18 protein-coding genes are annotated in these 22,336 nt (G+C 58.8%); 9 read left to right on the plus strand and 9 right to left on the minus strand.

All coding sequences use genetic code 11. The features are described from left to right. Positions 1-89 precede the first annotated feature (89 nt). Both BMX80_RS02710 and BMX80_RS02715 read left to right on the plus strand, forming a co-directional pair. A complete protein-coding gene (locus BMX80_RS02710) occupies positions 90-314 on the plus strand; it encodes a DUF2835 domain-containing protein (protein ID WP_074864794.1) in 225 nt (74 codons plus the stop codon). Between the two features lie 98 nt (positions 315-412). Continuing rightward, positions 413-1,432 carry a quinone-dependent dihydroorotate dehydrogenase gene (locus tag BMX80_RS02715; RefSeq protein WP_074864797.1) on the plus strand — a complete coding sequence of 340 codons (1,020 nt, stop codon included), beginning with the start codon at positions 413-415 and terminating at the stop codon, positions 1,430-1,432. A gap of 94 nt (positions 1,433-1,526) precedes the next feature. Here the strand turns inward: BMX80_RS02715 and rmf are convergent, their stop codons facing one another. After that, on the minus strand, positions 1,527-1,742 hold the full coding sequence (rmf, locus tag BMX80_RS02720) for a ribosome modulation factor (protein ID WP_071871118.1): 216 nt from the start codon (positions 1,740-1,742) through the stop codon (positions 1,527-1,529). Positions 1,743-2,054: 312 nt separating this feature from the next. Between rmf and rlmKL the strand changes: the two genes are divergently transcribed. Continuing rightward, positions 2,055-4,223, plus strand: a complete 2,169-nt coding sequence (gene rlmKL, locus BMX80_RS02725) for a bifunctional 23S rRNA (guanine(2069)-N(7))-methyltransferase RlmK/23S rRNA (guanine(2445)-N(2))-methyltransferase RlmL (RefSeq protein ID WP_074864799.1) — start codon at positions 2,055-2,057, stop codon at positions 4,221-4,223. 212 nt (positions 4,224-4,435) lie between these two features. On the opposite strand, the gene dacB is transcribed toward rlmKL, so the two are convergent. Next, entirely contained in the window at positions 4,436-5,878 is a 1,443-nt protein-coding gene (dacB, locus tag BMX80_RS02730; RefSeq protein WP_074864802.1) for a D-alanyl-D-alanine carboxypeptidase/D-alanyl-D-alanine endopeptidase, read from the minus strand. Positions 5,879-6,061: 183 nt separating this feature from the next. Here dacB and BMX80_RS02735 point away from each other — a divergent pair, with 183 nt between their 5' ends. After that, the gene (locus BMX80_RS02735; protein WP_074864805.1) at positions 6,062-8,836 is read left to right on the plus strand and encodes a sensor domain-containing diguanylate cyclase; all 2,775 of its coding nucleotides are present in this window, start codon (positions 6,062-6,064) and stop codon (positions 8,834-8,836) included. An 83-nt stretch (positions 8,837-8,919) separates the two neighbouring features. On the opposite strand, the gene BMX80_RS02740 is transcribed toward BMX80_RS02735, so the two are convergent. The 3 genes from BMX80_RS02740 to rloA are packed head-to-tail and all read right to left on the minus strand — an operon-like array spanning position 8,920 to position 11,993. Further along, positions 8,920-9,909 (minus strand): alpha-L-glutamate ligase-like protein, encoded by a 990-nt coding sequence (locus BMX80_RS02740; protein WP_139214004.1) that lies wholly within the window; start codon positions 9,907-9,909, stop codon positions 8,920-8,922. A gap of 6 nt (positions 9,910-9,915) precedes the next feature. Next, positions 9,916-11,445 carry an osmotic stress tolerance membrane protein RloB gene (gene rloB / locus BMX80_RS02745; protein ID WP_074864811.1) on the minus strand — a complete coding sequence of 510 codons (1,530 nt, stop codon included), beginning with the start codon at positions 11,443-11,445 and terminating at the stop codon, positions 9,916-9,918. Positions 11,446-11,468: 23 nt separating this feature from the next. Next, positions 11,469-11,993, minus strand: coding sequence for a retropepsin-like aspartic peptidase RloA (rloA, locus tag BMX80_RS02750; RefSeq protein WP_074864813.1), 525 nt, complete (start codon positions 11,991-11,993; stop codon positions 11,469-11,471). 258 nt (positions 11,994-12,251) lie between these two features. Here rloA and BMX80_RS02755 point away from each other — a divergent pair, with 258 nt between their 5' ends. The 5 genes from BMX80_RS02755 to prpF all read left to right on the plus strand — a co-directional run bounded on the left by BMX80_RS02755 (position 12,252) and on the right by prpF (position 19,083). Further along, positions 12,252-12,962 carry a GntR family transcriptional regulator gene (locus tag BMX80_RS02755; RefSeq protein WP_074864816.1) on the plus strand — a complete coding sequence of 237 codons (711 nt, stop codon included), beginning with the start codon at positions 12,252-12,254 and terminating at the stop codon, positions 12,960-12,962. After that, a complete protein-coding gene (prpB, locus tag BMX80_RS02760) occupies positions 12,959-13,849 on the plus strand; it encodes a methylisocitrate lyase (protein ID WP_071871126.1) in 891 nt (296 codons plus the stop codon). The genes BMX80_RS02755 and prpB overlap by 4 nt, the downstream gene beginning before the upstream one ends. A 195-nt stretch (positions 13,850-14,044) precedes the next feature. Next, the gene (gene prpC / locus BMX80_RS02765) at positions 14,045-15,172 is read left to right on the plus strand and encodes a bifunctional 2-methylcitrate synthase/citrate synthase (protein WP_074864819.1); all 1,128 of its coding nucleotides are present in this window, start codon (positions 14,045-14,047) and stop codon (positions 15,170-15,172) included. 63 nt (positions 15,173-15,235) lie between these two features. Then, positions 15,236-17,836: a Fe/S-dependent 2-methylisocitrate dehydratase AcnD gene (gene acnD / locus BMX80_RS02770; RefSeq protein ID WP_074864821.1), complete on the plus strand. Its 2,601-nt coding sequence runs from the start codon at positions 15,236-15,238 to the stop codon at positions 17,834-17,836. Positions 17,837-17,889: 53 nt separating this feature from the next. Then, entirely contained in the window at positions 17,890-19,083 is a 1,194-nt protein-coding gene (gene prpF / locus BMX80_RS02775; RefSeq protein ID WP_074864825.1) for a 2-methylaconitate cis-trans isomerase PrpF, read from the plus strand. Between the two features lie 49 nt (positions 19,084-19,132). Here prpF and maiA read toward each other — a convergent pair whose 3' ends face one another. The 4 genes from maiA to ppsR all read right to left on the minus strand — a co-directional run bounded on the left by maiA (position 19,133) and on the right by ppsR (position 22,267). After that, on the minus strand, positions 19,133-19,783 hold the full coding sequence (gene maiA / locus BMX80_RS02780) for a maleylacetoacetate isomerase (protein WP_074864829.1): 651 nt from the start codon (positions 19,781-19,783) through the stop codon (positions 19,133-19,135). Further along, positions 19,780-20,781, minus strand: coding sequence for a fumarylacetoacetate hydrolase family protein (locus BMX80_RS02785; RefSeq protein WP_074864832.1), 1,002 nt, complete (start codon positions 20,779-20,781; stop codon positions 19,780-19,782). Before BMX80_RS02785 ends, maiA begins: the two co-directional genes overlap by 4 nt. Then, positions 20,778-21,326 carry a VOC family protein gene (locus tag BMX80_RS02790; RefSeq protein WP_074864834.1) on the minus strand — a complete coding sequence of 183 codons (549 nt, stop codon included), beginning with the start codon at positions 21,324-21,326 and terminating at the stop codon, positions 20,778-20,780. The genes BMX80_RS02785 and BMX80_RS02790 overlap by 4 nt, the downstream gene beginning before the upstream one ends. Positions 21,327-21,448: 122 nt before the next feature. Next, positions 21,449-22,267 carry a posphoenolpyruvate synthetase regulatory kinase/phosphorylase PpsR gene (gene ppsR / locus BMX80_RS02795; RefSeq protein WP_071871133.1) on the minus strand — a complete coding sequence of 273 codons (819 nt, stop codon included), beginning with the start codon at positions 22,265-22,267 and terminating at the stop codon, positions 21,449-21,451. Positions 22,268-22,336 lie beyond the last annotated feature (69 nt).

The following is a 22,336-nucleotide window of genomic DNA, read 5'->3' on the forward strand; positions in this document are numbered from 1 at the left end:
TTAGTTCTTCTTAGAAGGCTAATGTGCGTTCAAGCACGCCGGCACTAGTGCGACACTAGCGCCGGCGTTTTTTATTGCAGGAGTTAGCAGTGCCGCGGGTGATTTTGCAGATTGATGTGTCCGCCGATGCGTTTGCCGCCTATTACCGTGGCACCGCCAGTCGTGTGTTGGTAACAGCGGCGGATGGCCAGCGGATTAGCCTGCCGGCTAACTTATTGCGTCCGTATTTGCAGGCCGACGGCGTACACGGACGTTTCGAGCTGCTCTATCAAGCCGACGGTAAGTTGATCTCGCTCAACCTGCTGGCGCGTTAAGCGCTGTTTATGTGCGCAACGGTAACAAAGCGTTGCTAGTGATTAGAGCAATGTGGCCCGCCTGCGTATAATTCGCCCGCTGATCAAGGAGCCCCGCCATGTACACCATCGCCCGCGAATTACTGTTCAAACTCACCCCAGAAACCGCTCACGAACTGACCATCGACATGCTCGGTGTAGGTGGCCGTTTAGGTTTGCCGGGGTTGATCTGCAACACCCCGCAGCTGCCAGTGCAGGTGATGGGTTTGAACTTCGCCAACCCGTTTGGCTTAGCCGCTGGGCTGGATAAAAACGGCGATGCCATCGACGGCTTAGGTCAGCTGGGTTTTGGCTTTGTCGAGATCGGCACTATTACCCCGCGCCCGCAGCCGGGTAACCCTAAGCCGCGCTTGTTCCGCTTGCCGCAGGCGCAGGCGGTGATCAACCGTATGGGCTTTAACAACAAAGGCGTCGATTACCTGATTAGCCGCGTCGAAAAGGCGCGTTTTAATGGCGTTTTGGGCATCAATATCGGCAAGAACTTCGACACCCCGGTTGAGCGCGCCAATGACGACTATCTGATTTGCCTTGAGAAGGTCTATCAGCACGCTGACTACATCACCGCGAATATCTCTTCACCTAATACCCCGGGCCTGCGCACTTTGCAGTTTGGCGATCAGCTGAAAAGTCTGCTGGATGCGTTGGCTGAGCGCCGCGAGGGCTTGATCAGTGAGTACGGCAAGCGTGTACCGCTGGCGATCAAAATTGCCCCTGATATGAACGATGAAGAAACCGCGCTGGTGGCCAACACCATCGAACAAGCAGGCATGGATTGCGTGATTGCTACCAACACCACCATCGGCCGTGAAGGCGTTGAAGGCTTACCGTTTGCCGAAGAGGCCGGTGGTTTGTCCGGCGCGCCGGTGCGCGACAAGTCGCTGGCACGGGTCAAGGTTCTGGCCGAGGTGCTCGGTGGCCGCTTACCGATTATCGGTGTGGGCGGCATCACCGAAGGGCAGCATGCGGCGGAGTTGATTGCCGCCGGTGCCTCGCTGGTGCAGGTGTATTCGGGCTTTATCTACCGAGGACCTGCGCTGATTAAAGAGTCGGTCGATGCCATCGCTGCGCTAAAAAAATAACCCGCAAATAAAAGGGGCTCCGTAGTGGAGCCCCTGGGCTTGCGCCCGCCGCCCGATTGGGGCGTGCTAGAAGTGGGTAACGTAAAAGTGAGTTTTAACCTACGGCGTGCACTGCATTGAGGCGGTGCACTGCTGACGCACCCGCCAAGCCATCCCAGTTGTCGCTTCGTCCCTCGCGCCAGCCGTTCATCCAGGCTTGCCGGTTGGTGCCCTGATCAAAAGGGCAGAGTTCTTTGGATTTCCCCTGTAAACCGTTTTGGTAACCACGCACAAAAGCTCGCTCCTGTGGATCGCGCTTGAGTCTCTTCATAGAGTTGCATCCTCTTTTGTCATGTCTACGCGGTGTAACTGGTATCCTTAGCAACCCCTGCGCTTGGGGTTTATCTGAGCCAGAGCTAGGCTCAGAACAGGCCATGGCCGGCAGCCTGTACTGCATGTCCTGCAGCTGGATTTAGGTGTAACCAAGAAGGCCGGGGCTGTGAATGATCCATTTGTCATAACACGGTCATTTTTATCTGATTCAGGCATAAGACAGCGCTCATCCGCCTGTTGTGGCTGTTTCCATTGATTCTCTCGGGCTGACCGTTGGTCAGGCCATCAAGTTTTCGCTGACGTGGTAACCATGCAAGACACTCTCGAGCTGTATCTCACTTGCCCCAAGGGCCTAGAACACCTGCTAGAGGCCGAAGCCGCTGAGCTTGGCCTAAGCGCCACGCAAGGCCGCTTGGCTGGGGTGGCGGGGCAGGGCTCGCTGGAAGTGGCGTATCGACTGTGTCTGTGGTCACGCCTAGCCAACCGCGTGTTGATGGTGCTCAACCGCTTGAGTGTGAGTAATCCAGAAGACCTGTACCTGCAACTGCGCGAGATGCCGTGGGAAGAGCATGTCGATGGCGGCGGCAGCATCGCCGTGGAGTTCACCGGCGGTGGCAGCGGCTTCGATAACACTCACTTCGGCGCACTCAAAGTTAAAGACGCCATCGTCGATCGCTTCCGCGCCAAAGTCGGCAAGCGTCCGTCGGTGAATAAGCAGCAGCCGGATTTGCGTGTGCATGTGCACTTGGAGCGCGGCCAAGCCTCGGTGTCGTTGGATTTATCCGGGCATAGCTTGCATCAGCGCGGCTATCGTTTGCAGCAGGGTGCCGCGCCGCTGAAAGAAAACCTCGCCGCGGCTATTTTGCTGCGCAGCAACTGGCCGGCGATGGCCAAAGAGGGCAAAGCACTGGTCGACCCCATGTGCGGCTCGGCCACCTTCTTGATTGAGGCAGCCATGATGGCGGCCGACATGGCGCCCAACTTAAAACGCACCCATTGGGGTTTTTCTGGCTGGCTCGGCCATGTGCCGGCGCTGTGGCAGCGTTTGCATGAAGAGGCCCAAGCTCGTGCGCAAGCCGGTCGCTTACAAGAGCCGCTGTGGATTCGTGGCTACGAAGCCGATCCACGCTTGATTGGCCCCGCCCGCGCCAACATCGAGCGCGCCGGCTTAGTGGATTGGATCAAGGTCTACCAAGGCGAACTTGCCAGCTTTGCGCCCAGTCCGGATAAAAACCAAACCGGCTTGGTGGTGTGTAACCCGCCCTATGGCGAGCGCTTGGGCGATACCGCGAGCCTCGTGTACTTGTACCAACACTTAGGCGAGCGCCTGCGCGCTGGATGCGAGGGCTGGCAGGCGGCGATTTTCACCGGCGCGCCAGAGCTGTGTAAGCGCATGGGCATTCGCAGCCATAAGCAGTACGCGCTGTTTAACGGCCCGCTGCCGTGCAAGTTGGTGCTGATGGACTTAACCCCCGAGCGTTATGTGCTCGAGCGCAAAGCCGACAGCAGCAGCGCCGAAGCGCCGACCGCCGCAGCCCTGAGCGAAGGCGCGCAGATGTTCGCCAACCGCCTGAAAAAGAACCAGCGCACTTTGGGCAAGTGGGCCAAGCGCGAAAACATCAGCTGCTACCGCCTGTATGACGCCGACATGCCGGAATACGCACTGGCGGTGGACGTGTATGGCGAGCAAATCCATGTGCAGGAATATGCCGCGCCTAAGAGCGTGGATGAAGCCAAAGCGCAGCAGCGCTTAACCGATGCGCTCACCGCCATTCCGCCGACCTTAGGGGTTAACCCTAATAAGGTGTACATGAAGCGCCGTGAGCGGCAAAGCGGTAAGCGCCAGTACGAGAAGCAAGACAGCAGCGGCAATTTTATTGAGGTGCAGGAAGGCCAAGCGCGCTTGCTGATTAATCTGACCGATTACCTCGATACGGGTTTGTTCCTCGATCACCGCCCCATGCGCTTGCGCATTGCCCGCGAGGCGGCCGGTAAGCAGTTCTTAAACCTGTTCTGTTACACCGGCACCGCCACTGTGCATGCGGCAGTGGGCGGCGCGCGCAACACCACCAGCGTGGATTTGTCCGGCACCTATCTGGATTGGGCGCGGCGCAATCTGGCGCTGAACGGTTTCTCCGATAAGCACAAGCTGGTGCAAAGCGATGTGGTGCAGTTCTTGGAGCAAGATCGTGGCGAGTACGATTTGATCTTTATCGATCCGCCGACCTTTTCTAACTCTAAGCGCATGCAAGGTGTGTTCGATGTGCAGCGCGATCACGCCCGCTTGCTAGAGCTGGCCATGGCCCGCTTGGCCAAAGGCGGTGTGCTGTATTTCTCCAACAACTTCCGCAAGTTCCAGTTGGATGACGCGTTAAGCCAGCGCTATGTGGTGCAAGACATCAGCGCGCAAACCTTGGACGAAGACTTTAAGCGCAATCCGAAAATCCATCGCGCTTGGCGTTTCACCCGTCCCGCTTAAACAGTGGGTTGAAACACAAAGGCCGTGAAGCGTAACGCTCACGGCCTTTTTTGTGCGGCAGGGCGGCTTAAGGAAGCGCTGACTTGATCGGCGAACGCCTCAAGCACAAGGCGCACGGAGCGCAGCAAGTGAGACATACCGTTGGGTAGGCGAACTTGCGAGCACCGCGCAACGTAAGTGATTGAGGTGTGCAGCCATTAAATCAGGGCTTCCTAACGTGCCTGACGGTGCACTTCTTCCACCACAGTATCCAAAATTTGGCTAGCACCCCACGGGCGCGGGTGGTTGATGATCGCCACCACGGCCCAGGTATGGTGTTTGGCATCGCGGGTGTAGCCGGCCAGTGCGCGCACATTGTTCAGCGAGCCGGTTTTCATATGCGCTTGGCCCTCAACGGCGGTGCCACGCAGGCGACGGCGCAGGGTGCCGTCCATGCCGGCTAGGGGCATGGAGGCAATAAACTCGGCGGCATACGGGCTTTGCCAGGCTGACTGCAGCATATTGGCCATCTGCCGGGCGCTGATGCGCTCGATGCGTGACAGGCCAGAGCCGTTCTCCATCACTAGGGCTTGCGGGCTGATTTGCTTACTGCGAAACCACTGCTGGATGACCCGTTCGGCGGCGTCACCGTCGTGAGCATCGCCAGCTTGGCGGAACTGCGCGCCAATGCCGTAAAACAACTGGCGGGCCATGGTGTTGTTGCTGAATTTGTTGATGTCGCGAATCACCGTGGCGACATCTTCACTCTGGCTGTAAGCCAGCAGTTGTGCACCAGGAGGCACGCTCGCGACCAAGCCATTCTCGCCGCCGATGCTGCCGCCGAGCTCTTGCCACAGTGCTCGCAGCAGGGCGCTGGTGTAACTGGCGTGATCCAACAGCGACACGTAGTGCTGGGCTAAGCAGCCGTTGGGCAGGCTGCCCACCACGCGGATACGCGCTTGTTGGCCTTGGTCTTGGGTTTCAAAACGCAGCGCTGGCCAGCGTGGGCAGGTGCTGGCGGGTTTCACCTGCACGGCATTGTCGACCTGCACGTTAGCCAATGGCGGCTCAATGCTGACAAAGCTTTGTCCGCTGCGGGTGCGCACATCCACGCGCAGGCTCTTGAAGTTAACCAGCAGGCTGTCGGCATCGACTAAAAACGGTCGGCTAGGGTCGTTACCATCATCTTTAAACGATTGGCCAACGTTGGGGCGAATATGGCTGCTATCGAGCAGCAGTCGGCCGCTTACGTGTTTGACTCCGGCGCTGCGTAAGTCACGCAGCAGCAACCATAGACGCTCCTGGGTGAGCTTAGGGTCGCCGCCTAACTGCAGGTACAGATCGCCTTGCAGGGTGTCGCCGTTAAGCGTGCCTAAGGTGTACAGACGCGTGGCCCAGCGGTGGGTTGGGCCCAGTAATTCAAGCGCCGCGTAAGTGGTCACCAGCTTCATGGTCGAGGCGGGGTTCAGCGGCACATCGGCGCCGATAAAGCGCGCTTGGCCGGGGCCATCCAGCGGCACAATGGCCAGCGATAGCGCATCGGCGGGTAACTTGTGCTGCTGCATGGCTTTAACCAGCTTGGGCGAGAACTGCGCCAAGTTGCTGGCATGGCTGGGTAAGGCCAGCACGCTTAACAAGCCGAGGGTGGCTACTAAACGCAAAAACGGGGCGGGCATGATGTGCGGATAACTCCCTGTGAACACTGCACGCATTGTACGGTGCCGCATCGATCACACAAAGGATACTGGCCAGCCGCCATAGGGCTGCTTATGCTCTGTAAAGGTAATTGCTGGATTTGCCGCCGACAGGGTAACGGTGCGCAAAGCTGAGCTGGCTGCAGGAAGGCAGATAGGGGTGGCGTGTTGAATGTGAAGGGCGCGGCGCTGTGGCAGCGTTGGGGGGTTAGTCTGGTTGTGCTGCTGTTAGGCGCGTTGCTGAGCGTGTTGGCAACCCGCGCCATGCTGCAAACCAACCAAGAACAATTGAAAAGCCGCCTGCAGCTGCTTGGTGGTGAACGCATGGCCTTAATCGCCACGCAAGTGCGTGCATTGGCCACAGAAATGCGTGGCTTGCAGCGCTTTTTCAGCTTTAGTGATGAAGTCAGTCGCCGCGAGTTTGCCGGTTTTAACCATCACGCCCTAGAGCACATTGTCGGTATCGCGTGGGCGCCACGGGTGGGCCACATACAGCGTGATAGCCACGAGCAGACCCAGCGCGATGAGGGTCTGCGTGGTTACCAGATTCTTGATCTGAACCAAGACAATCAATGGTCGCCGGCAGCTCCGCGCGATGAATATTTCCCGCTGACCTATATCAGCTCGCTGAACTACGACAATGCGGCCATGGGCTTCAACATGGCGTCGCACCCTGTGCTGTATGCGCTACTAAAGCGCGCGCGTGACAGTGGCGAACCGGCCTTGAGTAATCTGCTGTCGTTGGTTGGTTTAGATAAGCAGGCGCAAGCGCAGTTGTTGGTCAGCCCGGTGTACTTCGGCGGTAAAGTGCCGGAAAACTTGCAGGCGCGCCGCCAGCAGCTGCGTGGCTTCTTGATCATGACCGTGTCGCTGCAAAGCGTGCTGCGCCGCCTGCTCAATGATGAAACCTTTAACGGCCTCACGGTCGGGGTTAAAGACGCCCAGCAGGCTAACGCCCCGCTATTGGCTAGTTATCCGCAGCCTTTGCCTAAGGCTCTGTCGGAACTGGGGCAAGTGCACAGCATGGTGCCTCTGGCCGATCGCCAGTTGGATGTGAGTATCGAAGCCCTGCCGAGCTTTGTTGCAACTTACCAAGATGCTCGCGTGGTGTGGGTGCCTTGGCTGGGCGCGCTCTTAACCTTGATGACCACGCTGTTGGTTTGGGTGCTGAGTAATCAGCGCTTTACGGCTATGTCGCTGGTGCGTTCGCGTACCCAAGAGCTAGAGCTGCGCAGTGCGCAAGTGGCCGGCTTAGAGGCCCGCTGGCGTGCCGCACTGGATAGCGCCGGCGACGGTATTTGGGAGTGGGACCTAAGCGCCCATGTGCTGTCGTTCTGCGACCGCTATCTGGGGCGTTTGGGGTATACCGCCAGTGAGTTCGGCACTCGTGAAGAAGACTGGCTAATGCGTGTGCATGAGGACGACCGCGAACGCTGTCAGGCGTGTGTGCGTCAGCATGTGCGTGGCGAAACCAACACCTTAATGATGGAGTACCGCCTGCAAAACCATGCCGGCGAATATTTGTGGGTGATGGATCGCGGCCAAGTGATCAGCCGTAATGAGCAGGGCCGCGCACTGCGCATGATTGGCACGCAAACCGAGATCGACGGCTTAAAGAGTATTCAGCGCCGCGCCGAAGACAGCCAGCGCTACCTGCAATCGGTGCTCGATGCGGCCACCGAAGTGGCCATTATGGCCACCGATATTCACGGTCGTTTCACCCTGTTTAACGCCGGAGCAGAGCGCCTGTTTGGCTATCAAGCCAATGATGTGGTGAACCGTGAAACCCCGCTGCTGTTGCATGATCCGTTGCAGATCAAAGCCATGAGCGAAGACTTGCAGGCGCGTGGTTTGGGGCATTACGAAGGCTTTGCTGCTTTGGTCGCGCAGGTCCGTTTGGGCGAGGTAGAGGCCCGCGATTGGCGCATGCGGCATAAGAACGGGCAGTGGCGCGATATCAGCCTGCGAATTACCGCTATTCGCAACCACCAAGGCGGCTTAACCGGCTTTTTAGGTATTGCCGTGGATGTGACCGAGCGGCGCGAGGTGCAGCGCCAGCTCAAGGCCCATGACGAGCGTTTGCGCAAACTGGCATCACAGGTGCCCGGTGCGCTGTTTCAATACCGGATGGACTTAGAAGGCAGCGTCGAGTTTGTCTTTATCAGCGACGGCGCCTACAAGCTGCTCGATCTAGACCCAGCGCACGGCCCCTTGGAGGCGGCAAGCTTATTCACCCGCATTCACCGTGACGACAAAGTGCGTGTACAAGCCAGCATTCGGCAAACCTATGAGCAACGCGCGAGCGCTTGGCACGATGAGTTTCGAATTCTTACCCACGCCGGCGAGGTGCTCTGGGTGCGGGGCGAAGCGCGCACCGAATCGCGCCGCGATGGCAGTTTTATCTGGTACGGCTATTTAACCGATGTCAGCGTGCAGAAGAAGCTAGAAGCCGAGTTACGTCAGCTGACCATCACCGACCCGCTGACCAAAGCCTTCAACCGGCGCTTTTTTGATGAGCAAGGGCGCTTGGAGATCCATCGTGCCGAGCGTTATCGCACTCCGCTGTCGCTACTGATGTGGGATATCGACCACTTCAAGGCCATCAATGATCGCTATGGCCACGAGTGGGGCGATCGTGTGCTGCAGCAATTTGTTGAGCAATTTAGCGCGCGCTTACGCCAATCGGACTATCTGTGTCGCTTGGGCGGTGAAGAGTTTGCCGTACTTCTGCCACAAACCGATTTAAGCGCGGCGCGGCAATTGGCCGACGATCTGCTTGCCTTGTGTGAAGAGGCCCGTTTGCCGCGTGTGGGCAAAGTGACGGCCAGCTTTGCTGTGGTGGCTTGGCAAAGTGGCGAGAGCTTAGCGCAGGTGTTTAATCGTGCAGATGCTTTGCTGTATCAGGCCAAAGCGGAAGGGCGGGCGTGTGTGCGTGGCTAAAGGCGTGCTGCTGAACGCTACTAACAAGAAGGCCGCAAGTGGTGAGCTGCGGCCTTCTTGTAGAGCGGTTAGAGTGGTTTAGATCACGCTGACGGCGTTTGCCGCGCGGTGTGACCAAACATCTCTTGGGCGAAGCGCACGCGTTCTTCTGGCGTCTCTTCGATGCCCTTTTTCTTCAGCTCGGCGATGCGAGCCTCAACCGCGTGGGTACGCTTGGTGAGGCCGGCGTCGTTGGCGATCTGAATGTTCAAGCCCGGACGGGCGTTAAGTTCCAGAATCAACGGGCCTTTTTCTTGGTCAAGCACCATGTCCACGCCGATGTAGCCCAAGCCGGACAGCTCATAGCAGCCGGCGGCCAGCTTCATAAAACCATCCCAGTCGGGCAACTGCACGCCTTCAACTTCCTGCGCGGTGTCGGGGTGTTTGGTGATCTTGTTGTTTAGCCAAGTGCCCTTTAGGGTCAGGCCGGTGGCCAGGTCAACGCCCACGCCAATGGCGCCTTGGTGCAAGTTGGCCTTGCCGCTGGATTGGCGGGTTGGCAAACGCAGCATGGCCATCACCGGGTAGCCCATGAGCACGATGATGCGGATATCCGGGACACCTTCGTAGCTAATGCCCTTGAAGATCGGGTCGGGCGTGACGCGGTATTCGATCAATACGCGGTCACGGTGGCCGCCCAGTGAGTACAGCCCGGACAGAATGCTCGAGATATGGTGCTCGATTTCTTCGTGGCTGATGATCTTGCCGGAAACGGTTTTGTAACGACCTTCGTAACGGTCGGCAATCACGATGATGCCGTCACCGCCGGCGCCTTGCGCCGGCTTGATGACGAAATCTTTGTGCTTGGCCAAGATGCCCGGCAGCTTATCGACTTCCTTTTCAGTTTCGATAATGCCGTACAGCTCTGGCACATCAATGCCGGCGGCAATGGCCCGCTCTTTGGTGAGGATCTTGTCATCCACCACCGGGTACAGGTGCCGCTTGTTGTACTTCAGTACGTAGTCTGCGTTACGCCGGTTGATGCCCATGATCCCCTGGGCAGACAGCGCCTTCCACGTTTTGATCAGGTTCAGCATGGCTTAGCTGTCCTTGAGCATGGCTTTAAAGCGGAACAGCTCAGTCAGGCGGTAGCCGCGGTAGCGACCCATGGCCAGCATGAAGCCCACCAGCACCAGCAGTACGCCCGGGAAGGTGAACACGAAGTACACCAGCTCAGGGATGGTCATCAGCAGGTGTGCCAGCGAGGCAGCAATCGCGGTGCCCACGGCAATCTTGAAGGTTTGCGCGCCGCCGCGCTCTTCCCAAGTGATCGACAGACGCTCAATGGTCATGGTCAAAATCACCATCGGGAACAGCGCAATGGCCAGGCCTCGCTCCAAGCCCAGCTTATGGCTGAACAGGCTGATGATGGCGATCAGCACCACCACGAAGGTCAATACAATCGACAAGCGCGGCAGCATTTGTAGCTTCAAATGCTCCAAGTAAGAGCGCAGCGACAGGCCCAGAGCGGTGATCACAGTGAACAGAATGATGCCGAAGCCCACTTGGGTTTCACGGAAGGCCAGGGCGATCAGTACCGGGGTAAACGTACCCAGGGTCTGAATGCCGATCAGGTTGCGCAGCACCAGAATCACCAGCACGCCGATCGGGATCATGATCATGATCTTGTAGGTCTGCTGGGTAGACAGCGGCAGGCCGTACAGCGAGTAGTCGAGGAACGAGGCGTCGGTTTTTTCATCCGACATCTTCGCTACGCGAATCGCGTTCAGCTCGTTACTGTTCAGGCTGAAGGTCACGCTGGGCTTTTTACCGCCTTCGATGCTGACCAGTTCGCCTTCGCCTAACCACCAGATCAGGCGGTCAGCCGGCAGGCCTTGTTGGCCGCTTTCTGGGTGGAAGTACAACCACTTCTCGCCGTTGAAGCTGCGCAGCCACAGCTCAGGCTCTTGGCTGTTGATTTCCACCAGCTTGATGGTGCGCACACGCTCCATGGGGATGTGTGCAACCGACAGCAGCAGATCAATGACCTGAACTTTTTTCTCAACGCTGTTATCGCCGGCTAGCAGCAGGGCAACGTTGTCGTCACCCGGGCGGTTTACCCGGCGAATGGTTTCGCTGATGAAGGTTTCCACGTCAGCCGAGTGTTGACGAATCGGCGACAGCAACGCTTCGGCGGCGATCTTCTCTGGGCCTTCTAGCGGCAGAGACTCGCGGTAGATCGAGCCTTTGGCTTTCGGTGCTTCGCCGCCATAGCGCTTGGACAGCACTAAACGGTAATACAGCGTCTGCTTGCCTTTGGCGCGGCGGGCCGACCACGTCAGGCTGCGGTTGCCGTTATCACGCTGCACGCTAACGCCGTAATTGTTGGAGATGAAGCTCTCGTTCAGGCTGACATAGTTGTCGGTCATCGGCGGTACAAACATGTTTACCTTGACCGGTTTGCCAGACTGGGCCTGAAACTCGACTTTGGCATCCACTGTCCACAAGTTGTCGGTGGCATCTTCGGTGACGGGAATACCAATCACGAAGATTTGGTAGGCAGTGATCGCAAGGCCTAAAGAGACCAGCAAAGCCACCATAAATTTCAGGTGTGTATTGGTTGAGCGCATGGCGTGTTTTTCTCGGCTCGCTTTTAGTTTTGGGCTACGCAGGCAGGTTTGCCGGCGGAATATTTCAGACTAGGGTCAACCAGGGCGCCGAAATGCTTCAGGGCTTCGGAGCCGATCAACAACGGGTACTGAAAACTGGAACGGTCGGTCAGGTTCACTTCAATTAAGCGCATCTGGCCGCCCATACACATATCCAGCTCAATTACTGGACGTTTGGTGTAGCTCTTGGCGTCTTCGTCTTCGCTATTGTAGTCGCCTGAGCGGCGTTTGATTTTGCTGATGCGTGAAAGCGGCATCTCGATAGGGTGTTCGTGGGCATCGTCGATGGCCAGGTAGAAACGTACCCAAGTTTCGCCATCGCGTTTAAAGCGCTCGATATCCGTCGCGCTCAGCGAGGCAGTCTTGGCCCCGGTATCCAGCTTAGCGGCTACCTGTAGGTCAAGGTTGGGAAGGCCAACGTATTCGTTGAGGCCGTAAATGGTTTTCTCTGCTGCGACTAACGGTGCAGCCAAGCAAAGACAGAGAAGGGCAGAAGCAGCGCGTCTCATGGTTCCTATCAATGATGAAAAGTGGAATGGGTGGGCACTGCGAGAAGCGCAACTGGGCGCTTCGCCAACGACCCAAAACCCCTAGATAGTAGCATGCGAGCGGTGTTCACCATAGTCACGGCGCGCGTTTGCGGAATGTTTTGCTGGGCAGTTTTGGACTAAAGTCATAGCTATTCTGTCGACAATCGGCTGGTTTTTAGCTTGTGCTAAGGGTGTTTTGCCGAGTATTTTGTGGTCATTGTCGACAATTGGTGGCTTATGAGCGACGCCTTCGAGTCATCGGCTACGTTAGCCGAGCAAGTGTTTCAGCAGATCCAGAACGCCATTGTTAAAGGTGAACTGGCGCCGGGTAGCAAAGTGTCTGAGCCAGAATTAGCCCGTCAATACGGCGTCAGTCGTGGTCCCCTGCGTGAGGCCATGCGCCGCTTAGAGGGGCGTAAGCTGCTGGTGCGCACCCCGCATGCCGGCGCCCGGGTGGTATCGCTGAGCTTAGAAGAACTGATCGAACTCTATGAGGTGCGCCAAGCGCTGGAAGGCATGGCCTGCCGCATGGCGGCCGAGCGCATGAGTCGCGCCGAGGTGGACGAACTGCGCCGCGTGCTGGAAGCCCACGAACGCAGCGAAGAGCTGCAAAGCGGCGTGGCTTACTACCAGCAAGAAGGCGACTTCGACTTTCACTATCGAATCATCCAAGGCAGTGGCAATCAGATGCTCACTGATCTCTTGTGTGGCGAGCTGTACCACTTGGTGCGCATGTACCGCTACCGTTTCTCGACCACGCCCAATCGCCCGCGGCAGGCGTTTGCCGAGCACCACCGCATTCTCGACGCCATTGCCGATCGCGATGGCGAACTCGCCGAACTGCTGATGCGCCGCCATATTCGCGGCTCGCAGCGCAATGTTGAACAGCGTTTGGCAGAGCTAGCCCAGCCAGCCACACCAGCGCGCAAATCAAGGAGCAAAGCATGAGTCACATGACCGCTGGCCAGCGTTTTCGTCAGGCCCTGCAAGACAACAAACCGCTGCAAATCGTCGGCACCATCAATGCTTACGCGGCGATGATGGCCAAGCGCGTGGGCCATCAGGCGATTTACCTCTCCGGTGGCGGCGTGGCGAATGCCTCTTACGGCCTGCCGGACTTGGGCATGACCAGCATGAACGATGTGCTGGAAGACGTGCGCCGCATCACCGCCGCCGTGGACACCCCGCTGCTGGTGGATATCGATACCGGCTGGGGCGGCGCTTTCAACATTGCCCGCACCGTGAAAGAAATGATCCGCGCCGGCGCTGCCGCCGTGCATATCGAAGACCAAGTGGCGCAAAAGCGCTGCGGTCATCGCCCGAATAAAGAAATCGTTAGCCAAGAAGAAATGGTTGATCGGGTTAAGGCTGCGGTCGATGCCAAGACCGATGACAGCTTCTTTGTGATCGCACGTACCGATGCTTTTCAAAAGGATGGTCTTGAGGCCGCCGTGGAGCGTGCCCGCGCCTGTTTGGAAGCCGGTGCCGACGGCATCTTCGCCGAAGCCGTGCACACCCTCGAAGACTACCGCGCGTTTGCCGATGGCATCGGCGGCGCCCACTTGCTAGCCAATATCACCGAGTTCGGCGCTACGCCGCTGTTTAACAAACAGGAACTCGGCGAGCACGGCGCCACCATGGTGCTGTACCCGCTGTCGGCCTTCCGCGCCATGAACAAAGCGGCGCTGGCGGTCTACGAAAACATTCTCGCCAAGGGTGATCAAAAGGATGTGGTGGATCTGATGCAAACGCGCATGGATCTGTACGACTTCCTCGATTACCACAGCTTCGAGCAGAAGCTCGACGCGCTGTTTGCGCAAGGCAAAAACAAATAACAAGGAAGACGCTGATTTAATCGGCGAACGGCTTAAGCACAAGGCGTACGGAGCGCAGCAGCCGAGACATACCGCGTGGTAGGCGAGGTTGTGAGCACCGCACAACGTAGTGATTGAGACGTGCAGGCATTAAATAAGTGCCTTCCTAGGCTTTCGCGCAGCAACGAACTGCGCCCCGGATGAGGAGATAACACCATGGCAGAAGCAAAAAAACTCACAGGCGCAGGCCTGCGCGGCCAGTCAGCCGGTTCTACCGCCCTGTGTACGGTGGGTAAAACCGGCTCGGGCCTGACCTACCGCGGCTACGACATTCACGAGCTGGCCGAGAAGGTCAGCTTTGAAGAAGTTGCCCACCTGCTGCTCAAGGGCGAGCTGCCCACGCAAGCCGAGTTAGACGCCTATGTTGGCAAGCTGAAAACCCTGCGCGCCTTACCGCAAGCGCTGAAAGAAGTGCTCGAGCGTATCCCCGCCGATGCGCACCCGATGGATGTGATGCGCGCCGGCATTGCCGTGCTGGGTACTCTGGAAACCGAGCAGAGCTTTGCCGAGCAGGGCGATCAGGCCGATCGTTTGCTGGCCATTCTGCCGTCGATCATCTGCTACTGGTATCGCTTCAGCCACGATGGCGTGCGCATTGAAACCGCGCTGGACGACGACAGCACCGGCTCGCACTTCCTGCACATGCTGCGCGGCGAAAAGCCCAGTGCCCTGCATGCCAAGGTGATGAACGTGTCGCTGATTCTCTACGCCGAGCACGAATTCAACGCCTCGACCTTCACCGCCCGCGTGTGCGCTTCGACCTTGTCGGACATCCACAGCTGCGTGACCGGCTCGATTGGCTCGCTACGTGGCCCGCTGCATGGTGGCGCGAACGAAGCGGCGATGGACATGATTGAGCAGTGGCAATCGGCCGATGAAGCCGAGCGCGAGATCCTCGCCATGCTGGCGCGCAAAGACAAAATCATGGGCTTTGGTCACGCTATTTACAGCGAGTCCGACCCGCGTAACGGCATCATCAAACAGTGGTCAGAAAAGCTCGCCCAAGACGTGGGCGACACCGTGCTGTATCCGGTATCCGTGCGCTGTGAAGAGGTGATGTGGCGCGAGAAGAAGCTGTTCTGCAACGCCGACTTTTTCCATGCCAGCGCGTATCACTTTATGGGCATTCCGACCAAGTTGTTCACGCCGATCTTCGTTTGCTCGCGGGTGACTGGCTGGTGTGCGCACGTGTTCGAGCAGCGCGCCAACAACCGCATCATTCGCCCGAGTGCCGACTATGTGGGGCCGGATGCGCGCCCTGTACCGGCCATCACCGAGCGCTAATAAACAATCGACCGAGCGGCGCTGCGGCAGTCGCTCGGCAACTTGCCTGATTCGAGACTCGTTATGAACAGCCAATACCGCAAGAACCTGCCCGGCAGCGTGCTTGACTACTTCGACACCCGCGCAGCCGTCGAGGCCATCCGCCCCGGCGCTTACGACACCCTGCCGTACACCTCGCGCGTGCTCGCCGAGCAGCTGGTGCGCCGCTGCGACCCTGCCACGCTCACCGCGTCGCTGGAGCAAATCATCGAGCGCAAGCGTGACTTGGACTTCCCTTGGTACCCCGCGCGCGTGGTCTGTCACGACATTCTCGGCCAAACCGCGCTGGTCGACTTGGCCGGCCTGCGCGATGCCATCGCCGAGAAAGGCGGCGATCCGTCGCAGGTTAATCCGGTGGTGCCGACCCAACTGATTGTCGACCACTCGCTGGCCGTTGAGTGCGGCGGCTTCGACCCGGATGCCTTCGCGAAAAACCGCGCCATTGAAGAGCGCCGCAACGAAGACCGCTTCCACTTTATTGAGTGGACTAAAACCGCGTTCAAAAACGTCGATGTGATCCCCGCCGGTAACGGCATCATGCACCAGATCAATCTGGAGAAAATGTCGCCGGTGATTCAGGTGCGCGAAGGCGTGGCCTTCCCCGATACCTGTGTGGGCACCGACAGCCACACCCCGCACGTGGATGCGCTGGGCGTGATCTCCGTCGGTGTTGGCGGCCTAGAGGCAGAAACCGTGATGCTCGGCCGCGCCTCGATGATGCGCCTGCCGGATATCGTCGGTGTGGAGCTCACCGGCAAGCGCCAACCGGGCATTACCGCCACCGATATCGTGCTAGCGCTGACCGAATACCTGCGTAAAGAGCGCGTGGTCGGCGCGTATCTGGAGTTCTTCGGCGAGGGCGCGGCGAGCCTGACCATTGGTGACCGCGCGACCATCTCCAACATGACGCCCGAATACGGCGCCACGGCGGCGATGTTCTCCATCGACGAGCAAACCATCGACTACTTAAAGCTCACCGGCCGCGAGCCGCAGCAGGTTGAGTTGGTTGAGCACTATGCGAAGACTGCTGGCTTCTGGTCGGACAGCCTGAGTAAGGTGGAATACGAGCGCGTGCTGCGCTTTGACTTGTCCAGCGTCGGCCGCAATATCGCCGGTCCGTCTAACCCGCATGCGCGTGTGGCGACGACTGACTTGAAAGCCAAAGGCATCGCCGGTGATCTGGCCGCCGCGCGGGCGCAAGAGGCCGAAGGCTTGATGCCCGATGGCGCGGTGATCATCGCCGCCATCACCAGCTGCACCAACACCAGTAACCCGCGCAACGTGGTGGCGGCGGGGCTGCTGGCGCGTAACGCTAACAAGCTGGGCTTGCTGCGTAAGCCGTGGGTGAAGTCATCTTTCGCACCGGGCTCGAAAGTGGCTGAGCTGTACTTAAAAGAAGCCGGCTTGCTGCCTGAATTGGAAAAGCTCGGCTTCGGCATCGTCGCCTTTGCCTGCACCACCTGTAACGGCATGAGCGGCGCGCTGGACCCGGCAATTCAGCAAGAAATCATCGACCGCGACTTGTACGCCACCGCGGTGCTCAGCGGTAACCGTAACTTCGACGGCCGTATTCATCCGTACGCCAAGCAGGCCTTCTTGGCCTCGCCGCCTTTGGTGGTGGCCTACGCGATTGCCGGCACCATGCGTTTTGATATCGAAAACGACGTGCTCGGCGTGGTCGACGGCCAAGAAGTGCGCCTCAAAGACATCTGGCCCAGCGATGAAGAAATCGACGCGATTGTCGGCGCGCATGTGAAGCCTGAGCAGTTCCGCGAAATCTACATCCCCATGTTTGACTTGGGCACCATCGAGCAGGCCAAGAGCCCGCTGTACGACTGGCGCGAGATGAGTACCTACATTCGCCGCCCGCCGTATTGGGAAGGCGCCTTGGCCGGTGAGCGCACCTTAAGCGGTATGCGCCCGTTGGCCGTGCTGGGTGACAACATCACCACCGACCACCTGTCGCCGTCTAACGCCATTCTGGCCAGCTCGGCAGCCGGTGAATACTTGGCGAAAATGGGCCTGCCTGAGGAGGACTTCAACTCCTACGCCACCCACCGTGGCGACCACCTCACCGCGCAACGCGCCACCTTCGCTAACCCCAAATTGCTTAACGAAATGGTGCGTAACGCCGATGGCAGCGTGAAACAAGGCTCGCTGGCCCGCGTGGAGCCAGAAGGCACCGTGATGCGCATGTGGGAAGCGATTGAAACCTACATGAACCGCAAGCAGCCGCTGATCATCGTCGCCGGTGCCGATTACGGCCAAGGCAGCTCGCGTGACTGGGCCGCCAAAGGCGTGCGCTTGGCCGGCGTCGAGGCCATTGCCGCCGAAGGTTTTGAGCGTATTCACCGCACCAACCTGATCGGCATGGGCGTGCTGCCGCTGGAGTTCAAACCCGGCACCAACCGCCTGACCTTAGGGCTGGACGGCACCGAGACCTACGACGTGAAAGGCGCCCGCACCCCGCGTTGCGACTTGACCTTGGTGATCAATCGCAAGAACGGCGAAACCCTCGAAGTGCCCGTCACCTGCCGCTTGGATACCGCCGAAGAAGTGTCCATCTACGAAGCCGGCGGCGTGCTGCAGCGCTTCGCACAGGACTTTTTAGACGGTAAGGCGTAAGGCCAAAGCCCTGCCCCTTAGCGGGGTGGGGCTGTTTTCATTGAGGATTTGCCATGAGCTTTGCGCCACAAATCAAAATCCCCGCCACCTATATGCGCGGTGGTACCAGTAAAGGGGTGTTCTTTCGCCTGCAAGACTTGCCCGCCAGCGCGCAAGTGCCGGGCGAGGCGCGTGACCGTTTGTTTATGCGCGTGATCGGTAGCCCCGACCCGTATGCCAAGCACACCGACGGTATGGGCGGCGCCACGTCGTCGACATCCAAGTGCGTGATTTTGTCCAAGAGCACGCAGCCCGATCACGATGTGGATTACCTCTACGGCCAAGTGGCTATCGACAGCGCGTTTGTCGATTGGAGCGGTAACTGCGGCAACTTATCGACCGCCGCGGGTGCGTTTGCCATTCATGCTGGTCTGGTGGATGCCGCGCGCATTCCGCATAACGGTGTGTGCGTGGTGCGTATTTGGCAGGCCAATATCCACAAAACCATCATCGCCCATGTGCCGATCACCAATGGTGAAGTGCAGGAAACCGGCGATTTTGAGCTGGACGGCGTGACCTTTCCCGCTGCTGAGATTGTGCTGGAGTTTCTTGATCCGGCCGATGAAGGCGAAGGCGAGGGTGGGGCGTCGATGTTCCCCACCGGCAACTTGGTCGATGCGCTGGACGTGCCCGGTTTGGGCAGCCTGCCGGCAACTATGATCACCGCCGGTATTCCTACCGTGTTCGTGAATGCCGCCGACATTGGCTACCAAGGCACCGAGCTGCAAGAGGCGATTAACGGCGACCCGCAAGCGCTGGCCAAGCTGGAAAGCATCCGCGTGGCCGGTGCGCTGCGCATGGGCTTGATCAAAAGCGCTGAAGAGGCGGCCAAGCGTCAGCATACGCCGAAGATTGCCTTTGTCAGCGCGCCGCAAACCTATCAAGCCTCCAGCGGTAAAACCGTTGAGGCGGCTGAGGTGGATTTGCTGGTGCGTGCGCTGTCGATGGGTAAGTTGCACCACGCCATGATGGGCACTTGTGCCGTGGCCATTGGTACCGCCGCGGCGATCTCCGGTACCTTGGTTAACCAAGCGGCCGGTGGTGGCGAGCGCGAAGCGGTGCGCTTTGGCCATCCGTCCGGCACCTTGCGCGTGGGTGCGCAGGCGCAGTTAGAGGGCGGTCAGTGGACGGTCACTAAAGCCATCATGTCGCGCAGCGCGCGTATCTTGATGGAAGGCAGTGTGCGTGTGCCTGCTGATTCTTTTTAACGAGAGCCTTTAGTCGTTCTCCAAGCTAAGCCGCCTTCGAAGCGGCTTTTTATTCAGCATCGATTTGTTGTTCCGGCGCGGCTTGTTGAAAAGCGCTGAGTTGCATGGCGTTAGCCTCGATGCGGGTCAAGGTGGGCCAGCGGCTCACCTCGCCGTTAAAGCGCCGTGCGTTGGTGAGTTGCGGAACCAGGCAGCAGTCGGCCAAGGTCGGCGTGTCGCCAAAACAAAACTGCCCGCAGCTTGGTGATTGGCTCAGGCGTTGCTCAAGGGCGTCGAAGCCTTGCCGAATCCAGTGGTGGTACCAAGTGGCTTTGGCGTCGTCGCTCACCTGTAAGGTGCCGCTTAAGTACTGCAGTACGCGCAGGTTGTTCAGCGGGTGGATGTCGCAGGCGATATCCAGCGCGAGGGCGCGAATTTGTGCGCGCTCAAGCGCGTTGCCGGGCAGCAGTGCGGGTGTGGGCTGTAGCTCTTCTAAGTATTCGATAATGGCCAGCGACTGATTAAGCACCTGTTGCCCAGTGCCGAGTGCTGGCACCAGCTCGGCGGGGTTGATCGCTTGGAACGCTGCTTGATGTTGCTGGCCGCCGTCTTTGACTAAATGCACCGGAATCACCTCATAGGGCAGGCCCTTGAGGTTCAGCGCGATGCGCACGCGGTACGCCGCGGAGCTACGAAAGTAGCTGTACAGGGTCAGGCTCATAGCGCAGTGACTCGGTTGTGGATTTGTCCAAACAGGTCGGCGCCGTCACAGTGCATGGCAATGCCCACCTGATCGCCGTGCTGCATAAAGGGCGTCTGTGCTTGGCCGGTTTCGATGGTTTCGTACATGCGCAGTTCAGCCAAACAACAGTAACCGACGCCGCCATTAGCGATGGACGAGCCATGCAGATTGCCTTGTTTGTTCGAGACAGTGCCCGAGCCGACGATGGAGCCGGCGCCCAGCTCACGCGTCTTGGCGATATGCGCCACCAGCTCGGCAAAGTTAAAGGTCATGTCTTGCCCGGCATTAGGGCAACCAAAGGGCTGCTCGTTGAGCTGTACCTCCAGCGGCAGGTGCACCTTAAAGTCGCGCCAATGGCTGCCTAACTCATCGGGGGTAATCGCCACTGGGCTAAATGCCGAAGCGGGCTTGGATTGGAAAAAGCCAAAGCCCTTGGCTAACTCGTTAGGAATCAAACCGCGCAGCGACACATCGTTGACCAGCATCAGCAGGCGAATCGATGCGCCGCACTCGGCCACGCTGGCGCCAAGTTGAACGTCGCCGGTGATCACCGCTACTTCTGCCTCAAAATCGATGCCGTATTCGGGGTTGGCGACAATGGCATCCTGCGGGCCAATAAAGCGATCGCTGCCGCCTTGGTACATCAGCGGGTCGTGATAGAAGGACTCCGGCACTTCCGCGCCCCGCGCGCGGCGCACCAGCTCAACATGGTTTAAATACGCCGAGCCGTCAGCCCATTGATAGGCGCGCGGTAACGGCGAGTGGCAGGCGCTCTGCACGAAGGGCTCGTTGGCGCCTGTGCCGGCATTCAGCTCGGCATACACCTGTTCTAGTGCGCTTTGGCAGCTGTCCCAGTCATCCAGCGCTTGCTGCAAGGTGTCGGCGATTTTCGGTACGGCGCGGCAGCGCGACAGGTCGCGGCTGACCACCCGCAGTTCGCCATCACGGCGGGTGCTTTTGTAACTGGCGAGCTTCATTGAAATTTCTCCTTGGCGCTGCCGTCGTGCATCCAGCTGGCGTGTTGCGGGGCGCGGCGGGTGCGCGCCCATTCGTCGAGCATGTCCCATTTGACCCGATCCAGCTCGCGGTACATGGCCGGTGTAGCCGTTTCGGCGGCCAGCTCTAGGCGATGCCCGTTAGGGTCGAAGAAATAGATCGACTGAAACAAGGTGTGGTCGGTGGGGCCGATGACGTCTATGCCGCTCTGCTCAAGGCGTGCCTTGGTGGCGAGCAGGGTGTCGAGGTCGGCCACTTTAAAAGCGATGTGCTGCACCCACGCGGGGGTATTGGTATCGCGGCCCATGTTGGGGCTGTGCGGTAGCTCGAAAAACGCCAGCACGTTGCCGTCGCCAGCATCGAGAAACACGTGCATGTACGGATCCGCCTGGCCGGTGGACGGCACGCGGTCTTCGGCAATCGCGAGGATGAAGTTCATGTGCAAATGCTGCACGTACCATTGCACGGTGGCTTGGGCATCGTGGCAGCGATAGGCAACATGATGAATCTTTTGGATCAAAGCCATGTGCGCCTCCAAACCCACGCTCAGGGTAGGGGCGTGGATTGCCCTTAACCGTAGCGGGTTTTTCTTCAGCGTGCGCAGACTTTTTAGCAGGCGGCGCACAGACATTGTGCGCCGTGGCAGGGTTACTTGAGGCGGCGCTCGATGCCCATCTCGACGAGGATCTTGGCGGCGATTTCTTCCACCGAGAAATGTGTGGAGTTAATAAACGGAATGCCCTCGCGGCGGAACATGGCTTCCACTTCGCGCACTTCGAAGTCGCACTGGTCGAAGCTGGCATAGCGGCTGTTGGGCTTGCGTTCGTTACGGATGGCGCTTAGGCGATCCGGGTCGATGGTCAGGCCAAACAGCTTATGCTTATGCGGCTTAAGGCTGGTGGGCAGCTGCAGGCGCTCCATGTCTTCTTCGGTGAGCGGGTAGTTGGCCGCGCGAATGCCGTACTGCAAGGCCATATACAGACAGGTTGGGGTTTTGCCGCAGCGCGACACGCCGACCAGAATCAAGTCAGCCTTGTTGTAGAAGTGGGTACGCGCGCCATCGTCGTTGTCCATGGCAAAGTGCACCGCGTCGATGCGCTCTTTATAGCCTTGGTTGTTGTCGATGGAGTGCGATTTGCCTACTGAGTAGCTGGAGTCAGCGCCTAGCTCGGCTTCCAGCGGCGATAAGAAGGTGGCAAAAATGTCCACCATATAGCCGTTGGATTCGGTGATGACTTGGCGGATTTCTTTATTCACCACCGTATCGAAAATGATCGGCCGGCAGCCGTCTTGCTCGGCGGCACGGTTGATTTGCGCCACGATGGCGTGGGCTTTTTCGGTGGTGTCGATGTACGGGCGAGTCAGTTTGTCGAAACGAATGTTCTCAAATTGCGCCAGCAAAGACTGGCCCAATGCTTCGGCGGTGATGCCGGTACCGTCTGAAATAAAGAATGCAGTGCGTTTCATGGGCCTTGGGCCTTAAGACAAGAAGGATTCTCGGCTATCATAGGCGGCGCTTTCGCAAGCGCCGTGTAG

It is taken from the genome of Atopomonas hussainii, assembly GCF_900109735.1.
Lineage (GTDB): Bacteria > Pseudomonadota > Gammaproteobacteria > Pseudomonadales > Pseudomonadaceae > Atopomonas > Atopomonas hussainii.